This is a genomic window from Rhizobium tropici CIAT 899, assembly GCF_000330885.1.
Lineage (GTDB): Bacteria > Pseudomonadota > Alphaproteobacteria > Rhizobiales > Rhizobiaceae > Rhizobium > Rhizobium tropici.
The window spans coordinates 2,464,231-2,475,969 of the sequence record NC_020059.1 but is presented as its reverse complement, the minus strand read 5'-3'; the positions used below and the strand labels follow the sequence as shown (position 1 = coordinate 2,475,969).

The following is an 11,739-nucleotide window of genomic DNA, read 5'->3' as shown; positions in this document are numbered from 1 at the left end:
GATGGTCTGTTAATCGCGCAGCCGAATGAGGCCGGCCTCCGTCGAAGCGAAACCAAGTCCGCGATAAAAGCCGCTGAGATGCGGCTCGAAATCGACATGCAGCCATTCCGCGCCACGTTCGCTGGCCAGGGTTCTCGCCCGCTTGACGAGAGCGCTTGCGATGCCTCTGCGCCGAAATTCCGGATCGACGCAGGTATCGAGAATAAAGGCATGAATGCCGCCGTCCCAGGCGACATTGACGAAGCCGACCAGTCTCGTGCCAGCGAATGCGCCGACATGGGCGAGATTTCGGGAAAGGATGGGCTGGAAGTCCCGTGGGTGGGGTGTGTTCCATGCGGTCGCCCACAGGGCATTGAGCGCCTCGTTTCCCAGATCCGGATTATCCCTGTATTCTATAGCCATTGACATTTCCCCCGCGTGTTACTTCGGCGCGTTCATTCCGACCGCTCGGAAGCGTGCGGAAAATATCTGCCGCCGATGTCGGATCCGGTTGTGGTCGATCGTCCTTTGAAAGTGAACATAGAACAGAGGAGGCTGAAATGTCCTATGTCGATGGTTTCATCGTTGCCGTGCCGAAAGACAAGATCGAGGCTTACAAGGTGCTGGCGCAAAGAGCGGGGGCGGTCTGGCGTGAATATGGCGCACTCAGCTACGTCGAGGCCATAGGCGACGATGTTCCCTATGGCGAACTCACCTCCTTTCCGCGTGCCGTTCAGGCAACGGAAGACGAGGTCGTGGTGTTTTCATGGATCACCTATGAATCACGGGAAAGCCGCGATTCGATATTGGCCAAGGTCATGGCCGATCCCCGGTTGAAGGATGAGATGGAAAACATGCCCTTTGACGGCAAGCGCATGATCTATGGCGGCTTCAAGGTCGCCATCGAGCTTTAGTCCGAGCAGTGGCCGGACTTGACATCCGGCCACTGCGCCCGACCTGATGCGCATCGCTATCGTCATGTTCAGGGATGCCATGCCACAAACCGTTGTCACGCTCTTGACCGATGGCCAGGGGCTCTATGAATTTACCGATCAGGTGGCGAAATTCGTCCGCGCAGTAGCGGCAGGCGGTGAGGGGCTTCTGACTGTCTTCGTTCGTCACACCTCCTGTTCCCTTCTGGTTCAGGAAAATGCCGATCCCGACGTCAAGACCGATCTCAAGGCCTTCTTCAGCCGGCTCGTGCCGCCATCCTCAGATCCGTCGATGCGCTGGATCGTGCACACGATGGAGGGGCCGGACGATATGCCGGCGCATATCAAGGCCGCACTGATGCAGGTCTCCATTGGCATTCCGGTGATGAACGGTCGGCTGGCGCTCGGCACCTGGCAGGGGATCTATCTTTTCGAGCATCGCGACCGGCCGCATCGCCGCGAGATTGTGCTGCATTTTTCTGGCTGAGCTTCATCCGCCGCTGCGTCAACCAGTTGTTAACCGCCGTGAATACAATCTGAACGGCCAATTCGTGTTCGGTTCAGCTTTTCTGACCTAACGTGGCCCCAATCCCAAGGGCGTTCACCAATGAGCGCCCAATAAGGGGATTGCAACGATCCGCAGCAAGGATTTGAAGGAGAAACACCATGACCAATCTTTTCGCCAAGGCAGGTATTGCAGCTCTCATGGCATTCGGCGCCATGTCCGCCGCCACTACGACGGCATCGGCCAACGACTTCCATCCTGGCATCCAGCAGGCTCGCTATGATCACCCGCGCGGCCGCATGTGCTCGCCCCGTCTCGCCGTTGAGAAAGCACGCGACATGGGCCTGCGCCGCGCCCGCATCGACAATATCACGCCGCGCCGCATCGTCGTCGAAGGCTTCGGCCGCCGTGGCCCGGATCGCGTTGTGTTCGCTAATGCGCCGGGTTGCCCGTTGATCCGCCGCTGATTGCTTCGTACCGAGGTTTTCCACATCTATGTGATGAATTTGAAGCCGTCTCCAAAAGAGAGGCGGCTTTATTTTAGCTCTATGCTACTATCGGGCCTCTGGTTTCCCCTTGGCGTTCATTGTAGCTGAGTAATGGATGAATGGCTGATTCCGAGCTCATTCAGCATCTAGCCTTTACCTCTCGGGCGCTCGTTCAGCACTTATCGCTGGCATGAGAGGGGCTTTCTGCTTCACGGAGAACACAATGAGACAAATGCTGGCAAAATTGGGGGTCGCTGCCTGTGTCGCGGTGACTGCATTGTCGGGCACCGCGGATTTTGCCTCTGCGCAAGGGGTGGATATTTATGTGAACCCGGGCCGCCATCGCCCGCCACCGCCGGATTATGATCGCCCGCCACCGCGTTTTGATCGGCGTGGCTGCGATCCCCGTCAGGCCGTGGATGTTGCACGCAGTTATGGCCTGCGCCGCGCTCGAGTCGTGGATGTGACGCCGCGCCGTGTCATCGTCGACGGCTTTGGCCGCCGCGGTCCGGATACGATGATGTTTGCCAATGTTCGCGGCTGCCCGCTTCTGGGCCGCTGACAAGCAAAAACGGGCGCATGGAGCGCCCGTTTTTCGTTCTCTGACCTTTTCGCCTCTGGCGGGGGCCGCGGAACCGCCCTTTGCGCGATCCGATGGGATCTGAGCGAAGGGCGGTTTTGTTTTGTCTACTGCTGGATCGCGTAGGTGATGCTCACCGATGCGTTGTATTCGTTCTCGCCGGTTGCGACAGGGACGGCTTTGTCCATCGGTGCGGATGCGGCCATAGCGCGCATATAGGGCTGAGGCGGTGCAGCGCCGGCGCCGTCATGAATGGCGATGATACGGCCGAGCTTGACACCGGCGGCATCCGTCAGGGTCTTTGCTTTGGCGGCGGCATCGGCGACGGCCTTCTTGCGTGCTTCTTCCAGTACGGCATCCGGCTTGTCGTTGGTGAATTGGATATCGCCGCCCTGGTTGATGCCGAGCTTAACCGCCTGGTCAAGCAATCCGCCCAGCTTGGAGAGATCGCGCACGCGAACGGTCAAGCCGTTCGTTACCTGATAGCCGTTCAGAACCGGCGGCTGGTTGTGGCCGTCCTTGTCGTTCGGGTAGGTATATTGCGGCTGAATGGAAAAGCCGGAGGTCTGCAGATCGCGCTCGGCAATGCCGCTTTCCTTCAGCGTTGCCAGCACTGCACCCATGGCCTTGTTGTTCTGATCGAGAGCGTCCTGCGCAGCCTTGGCCTGTTGAACGACCGACAGCGTCACCACAGCCATATCCGGCGCGATCGCCGCATGTCCCTCGCCGGTGACGGTGATCGCGGACTCGCGCGGCTTGCCATCTTCGGCAAAGGCTGCAGCCGCCGGCACGAAAAAAGTGGCGCTGACAAGAGCGGCAAGAGCAAAATCTCTGGTTTTCGTCAGAAGCATGGTTCGTTCCTTGGTTGATGATCCCTCAAGATGAGCTTTTGCGGATTCATTGTGAAGGTATTACGGCAGTCCCTTGTCGGAAAAGAGAAATTGGGTTAGAGCCAAGTCGGCTTCGGAGAACCATTGCTCCGGAACCGCAAGCGCAACGTCTTTTGCTGCGCCCGGGCCTGTAGCTCAATGGTTAGAGCCGGCGGCTCATAACCGCTTGGTTGGGGGTTCGAGTCCCTCCGGGCCCACCATTTTACCTATAATTTCAGATAGTTGCGGCGGAGTTAGCCAAAGGGTTAGCCAAGCGGTTTGCCCTAGCAACCATTCGCATCCTTTTGGAAGTTCGAAACATCGAATTACGGTTGCAAGTCCAGGGCGACTTGAATTACTTTTGCGCGCATTGCGAAGATAGTTGATGCGAGGATCAAAGTTGATTTGGGACAGTTGGCCATGGAAACAGGCACTTCTTGCGGACGCCAATAAATTGCAAGGTCTCATTTTAGGCGATGGTGCGTCGGAAGTGGCTTATGAACGTTCGGTTTTCCTTGCCGGCTTCACGATCCGAAAGTTACTTGAGGCGAAAAAGCTGACGGATAAGGTGGCACAAAGCGACGTGAGGTGTAGAAAGCTCGCTCTTCTCGATCCAAGTAGGATTCCCGACTTAATGAATTGGCATCGTGCCAACGAATTTTACGACTATGAAAAGCGAAAGGCAGGTACGGTCAAATTAAGCTTTTTCACAAATCAATTGATCCATAGTTTCATTTTCATTGCGGCGGTGAAGGATGATACGGACCTTCTCGCAGAGGGTTTTTTTGTAACAACGGACTATGATCGCGGCAAATTCCTCTACCAGTACGATTTGAATGAATTGGTGCGAGTGATGCGCCTCGTAGGCAATGATGAGGTGTTGCGAAGCGAATCCGAACGCGGCGAAAATGGTGATTGGATCGTGCACAATTTTGGTGCGGTAGACAAAGAGGAATAGTCGATGGGTACACATGCTTGGCTATCGAAAACGATCATTTGACCGCGCGCACGGTCTTCTTGCCGTGCTGCGAAACAATCAGATTAATCTGACGGCTTTAAGGGAACTGCAAGGCCTGTTGTTAGCCGAGATAATCCTAACAGAAGGTCGCATTCGAACCCTAAAATCGGAGTTGAAGACAATCGATCCGGATGCACCGGACGCAAATCTCAAACGCTTCGTCTATCTTTCCAATCGGATCGAGGGTCTCCGCAGGTGTGCCTTCATTTGGCGTTGCTTTGGGGACGCAATCGCCTTTCTTTATATGGATAAATATGCCCTAAAGCAGACGGTCTACAACACAGATAATTATAACGCTAAGCAAAGTTCCGGATTTATTGGTGGCAAAGATGGTCTCGATGCAGAGCTATCTTTATTGGACGATTGTATTGCTAAGGGGATTCCAGCGTTACTCGTTGATATTACCAATACAATACGTCACGGCGATGTATGCATAATGGTGGGCTCAGATCCGATATTAATTGAGGTTAAGAATTCAGCGAAACGTCTTAATCCAAGAGGGCGCAAGCAGGCACGCAGTCTTGAATTGTTAACCGAGTTTTTTGAAACGGACAGAGCTAAAGGGCTTCGCGGAATGCCTGAGGTTCGCCGCCATGCCCAGAAGGTTATGGAGGAGGATTATGCAGCTCTGATGAACGTGTGCATCGCCAATGTGGGCGAGGCAGGATACGCGGTCGAGCAACCGGAGAAGGGTCTATTCTATTTCGCAGCGCGGAATGCGCTAGCGGACCTTCCTGAGCTTTTCAGAGATTTGGGACTCAGAGAGCCACTCATCTACCCATGGAACATGCTGAAATCGCAGCAAACATGGGTGCCGTTCATTCCGTTTACCTTGACCATTCAAGACAAGGAGGCGCTTTGGGATTTCGTTCAAGGCAAATTGTACATCATGGTGCTTTTGGAAATTGACAGATTAGAGGAGATCGCTGCGGAGTTCGGCGCGAAGGCAACCTATGATTCAGAGAGAGACCCCAATTTTCCGCTCGGATTTGAATTAGTCGACGGACTAGGTTTAAGCGGCTTGTCGAGCCAGATGATCGCGCGCGCGGGAATGGACTGCGTTTCGCCGACGAGCATAATCCACAACGCGATAGAGACCTATCGCAGCTTTGCAGCACAAAAGCCCGCAGAACGCGCGGATGCGGCGGAGCCCACGCAGGCTACAAATTAATCGTGCAGAAACCCGAAGGCTCACTTTGCCGACTTTACGGTAAATTTGCGAGTTAATTTGCCCATTGCATCGCGAGCCAACCGTCGCTGTTCAGCCTCGCGGCTGTAAAGTTCGGCGTGCTGGATATCATCGTGGCCCAAAGTCTCCATCAACTGGCGTGTGGTCGAGCCGGACTCGGCCAACAATTTGCCTAGCGTTTTGCGCAAGCCGTGAAGGGTGCAGCCGGATGGCATTTCCGCCAGCTTGGTCCAATGAGCCATCATGCCTGTTAAGGATTTCTCGGAGAATGGATTTCCATAAGCGTTGATCAGGACAAATTCCTTGCTTTTGTCGAGCGGTTCAAGAACCTCCAACATCATCGGAGTGAGCGGCAGGACAAGGGTTTTGTCGCCCTTCTTGGTGGTGATGGTTGCCGTGCGGGTCTGGAAATCAATGTCGCTCCATTTGATTTTAGCGAGATCGGAGCGGCGATTGCCTAGCCACAGAGCAAGGCCATATGCGGTTCTAGCTGCTGACCCGAGCGACCATCTCGCTTCAAAGGCAGCGCGCTCCTGCTCCGTCCAGGCGCGCCACCCCTTGTATTCCGGGCGGTACGAGAGTTTGTAGGTTGGATCGCTGTCTATCCATTCTTCATCGAGCGCCACGTAAATCATCTTGCGAACGGCGACTAGCAAATGCTTGGCCTTGTGAGGCGTTTCGTGAAATCTTGCGAGCAGCTCTTTGACGTGTCGGCGTTTCAGGTCCCGCACCATCATGTCACCCCACTTGGCGGTTCCGTTTTCTACAAGCAGCAGCTCAAGAAATTCCTCGGCTAACCGTGTATTCTTGTCTTTCGTGGCCTGATCGTGTTTCAGCCATTCGGGTGTGCGTTGCACCTTCCGCCATGCATCTCGAAATGAACCCTGCGCCACCGCGCCCGGCATGCCGACAACCTTAGCTGTCGCTGGTTTTCGGCCCTCGACCGCGGCCTTATAGTGTTGCTCAAACTGCGGATCGCCGGGTGTTCCCGGCAGAGAAATCGTCTTGCCAGAACGGCGAAACCGCCAGCGGGTGGTTCCGTGGCGGTCTTCGAAGGATGATGCAAAAGGATAGTCGGGATGCGTAGCCATGCCGCACTCTACTTCTGGGGGTGCCGGCCTGACAATATCTCGTCAATCATGTTGACGCCTTCATCCGGTAATTCGGTGAACGCGGCGTCCAGGGCGATACGATCCCAAATTACGCGACCATCAACCTTCTTCGCCTTTGGCATACGGCGGTCGGCAACGAGTTGGTCAAATTTTGTCGTGCTAACGCCGATATATCTGGCTGACGCCTCGCGGCTCAAACCACGGGGAGGGTACGCTATTCCGTCAGTTCGCTCGATCTTCATCAAACGTCCTCGCAGTTTATCCAAATGTGAGCGCCAGCACTGCGAGGGCAGTGGTGACGGTGATAAGACCGATTGCAGCGCAGAGCGCGCGCAGTTCCTGAACGAGCCGGGGTAGGCTCGTGGGCGTCTTTGTCATCGGGGAAATGCGAAACATGGGGCGATCTCCGTTCATCCGTTCGGGAAACCGCCTCGCGCGAGGCGGAAACCGGAGCGGATCGAGATCAGAAGGTGCGGGCGTCTTCGGCTGAGCGCATCAGTTTCGCCGCCCGTGACGCGTTCTCTTCAATCTCTTCCTTGGTAAATCCCTCGGCTTTTAGTTCGGCTTCGGTGATGCCGGGCCGCTCGCGGCTGAGCTCCGCGATCTCTTGTGCGATGTTTCGTCTTTTGGGAAAGTCGTTTGCTGACGATGCCTGCATATTGGGTATCCTTTCGCGATTTTTGAGCCGGTCGGGCCGTCGGTTGTCGCGGATATATACACGCTATTCCGTGCGTGTAAATATCATGCACGCGAAAGCGTGCATTTTTACTTGCAGAAGGCTGCGTTTGCGGTTAGTGCGACAGCCGCCACAGTTCAAGGGCGCGATTGAGGGTCAGCAAAAATATGCGCGAGAACGGTACGGAATGTGTGAATAGAATCCTAAATATTCTTGTTTTGTTCTCAATCCAAAATAAACGTGTTGCACGTATGAAGCGCGGGTGGACTGAGGCAAGCGCCATGATGGTGATTGCGGTAAGCCGGCATGGAAGCCCCCACTATTGCCGGCCGACGAGGGCAATATCAATTATTGCAGGCGATCCTTGTCAGCAGAATGCAATTCAAAATAAGTATTAGGTAAGCAGGGTGGTCAGACTTGGGGATTGATGATGAAATATTATTGGTGTGGGTGACGTTGGACCCCGAGGCTCGAGGTAGAATACTTCGAGAATTTATTGCTTGTTTGCCCGAAGAGCAGCAAGTAATCCTGCCTTCGCATCTTCGGGAAGTGATTGAAGAACCGACAAAAGGTCTTCATCATCCTTTGAAAGATCACGGCCTAGAAAAAGGTACGTCATGCTAAGATGAAGCTCGACGGCGAGCTTTAGAACCTTCTCAATGCTGGGGTCTTTCGGCGTATTACGAAGTTCGTTGACGAAATTGACGCCGAGACCAGCGGCTAAGCTAATCGCGCGGTCCGACCGTCCATCATTGTCAACTGCCCGCAATAGGCGTGTTTTCCAGTTCTCTTGCATGGTTCTCTCATAGCATTGTGCACGAAAAAACGTGTGAACGTTATTGCGTGTATTGTATATGCACGCAATGGCGTGTACGTATGCCGATATGTGCACGCCCATTCTTAAAGAAATTGATGCTTTCATGGCGGAGACCGGCATAGGCGGTTTCCGCTTTGGCATGCTCGCAATTAGAAACGGCCGGCTTGTCGAGCGTCTGCGTTCCGGGGGGCGAATCTGGCCCGAGACAGAGGAACGCATTCGCAAGTTCATGGTCTCGGAAAAAGAGCGGCGGGCGCTGCGCGCTAGCGAGCGTGCTCGGCAATCTCATAGCAAGATCAATGGCACGGTGCCTTTGGAGGCCGCGAGATGAGCGGTCTAATTTTCCTTTCGCGCGGCCAATCCTCCCGGCCTGCTGCACCCCGCGTCGTGGCGCGTTCTCAGTTGCCGCCCGGCGCGGGGAAATCTCGTTTTGCATGCGGGCCTCCGTAGCTTGGTAACGCCCTGAATCTCTCACCTTCGATCAATTCCCACCACGGGAAAAACGCTGGGATTTTCCCGGCGTGGGAAAGGCTTTGTTACATGATTTCTACTGCATGGTTTCATCGCATAAAGGCGGCACAACGCGATCTTATACGGCTTGTCGGCGGTATCGAGCGCTCTGCGGAAATATCCTCGATCTCGAAAAGTCACATCGGGCGGATGAACAATGCGACCGACCCCGAATTGATGCCGCTGCATGCTGTCTACGCCCTGGAATCCGAATGCGGGGTGCCGGTCGTTACCTCGGCGATGGCCGAGCTGAGCGGAAAGCGCCTCGTGGACCCCGAAAGCGAGCGCGGAGCCGATCACTGCCTAATCGCGGCCTATTCCGAAACTGTGCGGAAAGCGGGCGACCTGATTTCCGGCGGAGCGGTTGCGATTGCCGATTTGGTTGTGACGCCTGCGGAGGCGGCGAAGATGGACCGCGATGCTGCGGAACTGGAGCAGGGGATTGCTGTTCTTCGGCAAGCTCTTGCGGCGGTTAAGGCACGCGGCGGACATAAGGTCGGCTTGCAGGTGGTCGGAGGCGGACAATGAAGCCTCAAACCGATTCGGCCATTGATGAATTGATGTCCCGCCCCTTGTCTGAACGCGCAAGGGGTTTTCTGCGTGAGGTGCAGCATTCCGGCGGTCGTGCCGATGTCGCGCACGACAGTATTCGCCAGCGCCTCGCACAGGAATGCCGCCGCTGCGGCTATCTCCATATCTGCGCAGACGAGCGAACCGTAAAGCTGACCGGTCTCGGCCAAGCCTATCTCGATCGATTGATGAGGGCGAACTGATGGCCGGTTATAGTTCCGTCAAGCTCCCCAAGCCCGGCTCGAATGCGCTCGCCCTTATCACGACAGCGGTTCGCGATGGCATCGTAAAGGCGGCAGAGCCGAGGCATGTAACTGCGGCAAACAATGCCGTTGGCAACCGTTACCTGACCCGCGACAAGAAAGACTCGAAAACCTACTATCCGACCGACCGCGCCCGCGAGCTGCTGGCGACCTTGCAAGGTATTGCGGAGCCGGGCGACTTGCCGGAGACGGCGGATATACCTTCGACAATTCCGAATATCCCGCAATCGGCCGACGCGTCCGGTTTGGTCGAGACGGTCGAGCGGGCGCGGGCGTTGCTGGACGAGGGCGATATCGTCAATGCTCGTATTGTCGCGTCTGTGGCTTATGCCACGGCCAAGACGGCGGCACAATTTGCAGAGCAGATCGGCGCAACGGAAAAGCTGATCGCCAAGGCACGGCGGATGCAGGCCGACGCCTTGCTGATCGAAGCCCGCGCCAAAATCCTCATCGCCGACAAATGGGATGAGGCACAGAAGTCGGGGCAGGCTTCCAAAGGTGGCCGGCCGAAAACCGTTTCCGATGGAAACGGTTTTACGTCTGAGGAGACCGGCCTTTCGCGTAAGGAAATCCACGAGGCCCGCAAATTGGCGGCGGCGGAACATCGCGAGCCGGGCATAGTCGAGCGCGCAATTCAGGCGCGGCTATCCGCCGGACTTGGGCCGACCCGCGCAAATCTTCGCGCGGCTGTCGGGACCGCAAGCGCCACGAAAGCGGAGCGCGGCCAAAACCTCTACGAAACCCCGCCGGAAGCGATGCATACGCTGCTCGCGCTCGAAGAATTTTCTGCGACCGTTTTCGAGCCGGCATGCGGACGCGGCGCAATTTCTCGCATTTTGGAAGCGGCGGGCTATGGTGTCGTCCTCGCCGATCTAGTCGATTACGGCACGGCGGACCAACACGGCGAATTGCAGACGGTTCAAGACTTTCTGACTTCGCAGCCGGGGGATGGCGGCACTTGCGACATCGTGACGAACCCGCCTTATGGCGACGTTCTCAACGCCTTCGTCGCCCATGCGCTACGGGTCTTCCGGCCGCGCAAGATGGCGCTCCTTCTCAACCTGAATTTCCTTTGCGGCTTCGCGGACGACGACCGCAATTTTGTTATGGACGATTGCCCGCCGGCTCGGGTGTACGTGTTCAAGCGTCGGTTGCCGATGATGCATCGCGACGGATGGAACGGCGAGAAGGCAAGCAGCCGTATGAATACCGCGTGGTTTGTTTGGGAACTGCGCGAAGACGGCACATATGGCGATTGCACCGTTGCGAGGCGCGTTGACTGGAAAGACTTCCTGCCCGCCGGAACCGCCACCACTGCGGGAAGCGAGGCGGCATGACGACGCCCGCGCAGGCCGCTCGCGAACGTGAGAAAGCGCGTGTTTCTCGATTGACCGGCATCGCCGAGCTTTGCCGGGGCGACCGATGGTCTATCGATACCGATGGGACGAACACCCGTATCATTGTGCGGCGCGCGACGGGTGAACATGCCGTGCTTTGCACCATGCACGCCGATGCTCTTCCCGAAGATATCGAGCTGATCAACGGCGCGCTTGAGAATGTGGTGTTGTTCCTTGAGCTGCGCCGTCGTGCCGTCATTGCATTGCGGCAAGGCCGGACCCACGAGCCTACGCCGAGCCGGCTGCGTGCCGGCGACTTCGCGGCAAACGCGGCCATGCTTTGCGCGGAGCCGCTTTTTCATCGCTTCCTAGAACGTCGGGATAGCAGCCGCGCCATCCATAACAAGGACCATGCCGACACCGTGCTGAAAAAGCTGCTCGGCATTTCCAGCAAAACGCAACTGAACAGCGAAGAGCGTGCGCAGGTCGCCTTTCTCGACATGCGCGCCGACTTCGACGTGTGGAAACAGGGGAGGGGTCGTTGAGCAACGTACTACCCATCATCGAAGAGCTTTGCGACTGCGAGACCGATGCGCAACGTGCCGACTGGCTTTTGCGCGTGCCGGCGGGTGTCATTTATCGCGATTGCGCAACAATCCGCCGCGTCCTCATGGAAGCGCAATTTCGCTGCGGGCTGGACGCACTGGACGTGGAGTTTGCGGCTATCAATGCCACGCGCCTGCCGGACGGTGGATTGCCGCAAACGGTCGTGCTGGCCGTCCAGGCGGCGCGCTCGTTCCTTCGTGAGATCGTGCGGAAAGGGGGTGCCACGTGAGCGGCGAGGCAACCATTCGGCGCGGCGCGCGCAATGCCCGCTATGCCGCCATTCCCAAT

Annotated in this window: 18 protein-coding genes and 1 tRNA gene; 12 read left to right on the top strand and 7 right to left on the bottom strand. The window is 56.6% G+C overall.

Annotation, left to right across the window (positions count from 1 at the left end; genetic code table 11):
- Positions 1 to 9: 9 nt before the first annotated feature.
- The gene (locus RTCIAT899_RS12205; protein ID WP_015340545.1) at positions 10 to 402 is read right to left on the bottom strand and encodes a GNAT family N-acetyltransferase; all 393 of its coding nucleotides are present in this window, start codon (positions 400 to 402) and stop codon (positions 10 to 12) included.
- 137 nt (positions 403 to 539) lie between these two features.
- Here RTCIAT899_RS12205 and RTCIAT899_RS12200 point away from each other — a divergent pair, with 137 nt between their 5' ends.
- From RTCIAT899_RS12200 to RTCIAT899_RS12185, 4 genes are all read left to right on the top strand, one after another.
- A complete protein-coding gene (locus RTCIAT899_RS12200) occupies positions 540 to 893 on the top strand; it encodes a DUF1428 domain-containing protein (RefSeq protein WP_015340544.1) in 354 nt (117 codons plus the stop codon).
- Positions 894 to 972: 79 nt separating this feature from the next.
- Positions 973 to 1,398 (top strand): secondary thiamine-phosphate synthase enzyme YjbQ, encoded by a 426-nt coding sequence (locus tag RTCIAT899_RS12195; protein ID WP_041677931.1) that lies wholly within the window; start codon positions 973 to 975, stop codon positions 1,396 to 1,398.
- A gap of 179 nt (positions 1,399 to 1,577) precedes the next feature.
- Positions 1,578 to 1,883 (top strand): hypothetical protein, encoded by a 306-nt coding sequence (locus tag RTCIAT899_RS12190; RefSeq protein ID WP_015340542.1) that lies wholly within the window; start codon positions 1,578 to 1,580, stop codon positions 1,881 to 1,883.
- A 244-nt stretch (positions 1,884 to 2,127) separates the two neighbouring features.
- Positions 2,128 to 2,466 carry a hypothetical protein gene (locus RTCIAT899_RS12185; RefSeq protein ID WP_015340541.1) on the top strand — a complete coding sequence of 113 codons (339 nt, stop codon included), beginning with the start codon at positions 2,128 to 2,130 and terminating at the stop codon, positions 2,464 to 2,466.
- Between the two features lie 125 nt (positions 2,467 to 2,591).
- Here the strand turns inward: RTCIAT899_RS12185 and RTCIAT899_RS12180 are convergent, their stop codons facing one another.
- Positions 2,592 to 3,335, bottom strand: a complete 744-nt coding sequence (locus tag RTCIAT899_RS12180; protein WP_015340540.1) for an SIMPL domain-containing protein — start codon at positions 3,333 to 3,335, stop codon at positions 2,592 to 2,594.
- Positions 3,336 to 3,498: 163 nt separating this feature from the next.
- Between RTCIAT899_RS12180 and RTCIAT899_RS12175 the strand changes: the two genes are divergently transcribed.
- The 3 genes from RTCIAT899_RS12175 (at position 3,499) to RTCIAT899_RS12165 (ending at position 5,542) form a co-directional block, all read left to right on the top strand.
- Positions 3,499 to 3,574 (top strand) — tRNA-Ile (locus tag RTCIAT899_RS12175).
- Between the two features lie 179 nt (positions 3,575 to 3,753).
- Positions 3,754 to 4,311 (top strand): hypothetical protein, encoded by a 558-nt coding sequence (locus RTCIAT899_RS12170; protein ID WP_135488205.1) that lies wholly within the window; start codon positions 3,754 to 3,756, stop codon positions 4,309 to 4,311.
- A gap of 13 nt (positions 4,312 to 4,324) precedes the next feature.
- Positions 4,325 to 5,542, top strand: coding sequence for a hypothetical protein (locus RTCIAT899_RS12165; RefSeq protein WP_015340538.1), 1,218 nt, complete (start codon positions 4,325 to 4,327; stop codon positions 5,540 to 5,542).
- A 20-nt stretch (positions 5,543 to 5,562) separates the two neighbouring features.
- Here the strand turns inward: RTCIAT899_RS12165 and RTCIAT899_RS12160 are convergent, their stop codons facing one another.
- From RTCIAT899_RS12160 to RTCIAT899_RS12145, 5 genes are all read right to left on the bottom strand, one after another.
- Positions 5,563 to 6,651 carry a tyrosine-type recombinase/integrase gene (locus tag RTCIAT899_RS12160; RefSeq protein WP_015340537.1) on the bottom strand — a complete coding sequence of 363 codons (1,089 nt, stop codon included), beginning with the start codon at positions 6,649 to 6,651 and terminating at the stop codon, positions 5,563 to 5,565.
- A gap of 8 nt (positions 6,652 to 6,659) precedes the next feature.
- On the bottom strand, positions 6,660 to 6,914 hold the full coding sequence (locus RTCIAT899_RS12155) for a hypothetical protein (protein ID WP_015340536.1): 255 nt from the start codon (positions 6,912 to 6,914) through the stop codon (positions 6,660 to 6,662).
- A gap of 16 nt (positions 6,915 to 6,930) precedes the next feature.
- On the bottom strand, positions 6,931 to 7,068 hold the full coding sequence (locus tag RTCIAT899_RS33510) for a hypothetical protein (protein ID WP_154660798.1): 138 nt from the start codon (positions 7,066 to 7,068) through the stop codon (positions 6,931 to 6,933).
- Between the two features lie 67 nt (positions 7,069 to 7,135).
- A complete protein-coding gene (locus tag RTCIAT899_RS12150; protein ID WP_015340535.1) occupies positions 7,136 to 7,330 on the bottom strand; it encodes a hypothetical protein in 195 nt (64 codons plus the stop codon).
- A gap of 511 nt (positions 7,331 to 7,841) precedes the next feature.
- Positions 7,842 to 8,144 (bottom strand): hypothetical protein, encoded by a 303-nt coding sequence (locus RTCIAT899_RS12145; RefSeq protein WP_015340534.1) that lies wholly within the window; start codon positions 8,142 to 8,144, stop codon positions 7,842 to 7,844.
- Positions 8,145 to 8,705: 561 nt separating this feature from the next.
- Here RTCIAT899_RS12145 and RTCIAT899_RS12135 point away from each other — a divergent pair.
- Genes RTCIAT899_RS12135 through RTCIAT899_RS12115 form a run of 5 tightly spaced genes read left to right on the top strand, consistent with a single transcriptional unit; the run spans position 8,706 to position 11,680 of the window.
- Positions 8,706 to 9,203, top strand: coding sequence for a hypothetical protein (locus tag RTCIAT899_RS12135; RefSeq protein ID WP_015340532.1), 498 nt, complete (start codon positions 8,706 to 8,708; stop codon positions 9,201 to 9,203).
- Positions 9,200 to 9,448, top strand: coding sequence for a hypothetical protein (locus RTCIAT899_RS12130; RefSeq protein WP_015340531.1), 249 nt, complete (start codon positions 9,200 to 9,202; stop codon positions 9,446 to 9,448). The genes RTCIAT899_RS12135 and RTCIAT899_RS12130 overlap by 4 nt, the downstream gene beginning before the upstream one ends.
- Positions 9,448 to 10,845 carry an SAM-dependent methyltransferase gene (locus RTCIAT899_RS12125; RefSeq protein WP_015340530.1) on the top strand — a complete coding sequence of 466 codons (1,398 nt, stop codon included), beginning with the start codon at positions 9,448 to 9,450 and terminating at the stop codon, positions 10,843 to 10,845. Before RTCIAT899_RS12130 ends, RTCIAT899_RS12125 begins: the two co-directional genes overlap by 1 nt.
- On the top strand, positions 10,842 to 11,390 hold the full coding sequence (locus RTCIAT899_RS12120; RefSeq protein WP_015340529.1) for a hypothetical protein: 549 nt from the start codon (positions 10,842 to 10,844) through the stop codon (positions 11,388 to 11,390). Before RTCIAT899_RS12125 ends, RTCIAT899_RS12120 begins: the two co-directional genes overlap by 4 nt.
- The gene (locus RTCIAT899_RS12115) at positions 11,387 to 11,680 is read left to right on the top strand and encodes a hypothetical protein (protein ID WP_015340528.1); all 294 of its coding nucleotides are present in this window, start codon (positions 11,387 to 11,389) and stop codon (positions 11,678 to 11,680) included. The genes RTCIAT899_RS12120 and RTCIAT899_RS12115 overlap by 4 nt, the downstream gene beginning before the upstream one ends.
- Positions 11,681 to 11,739: the final 59 nt, after the last annotated feature.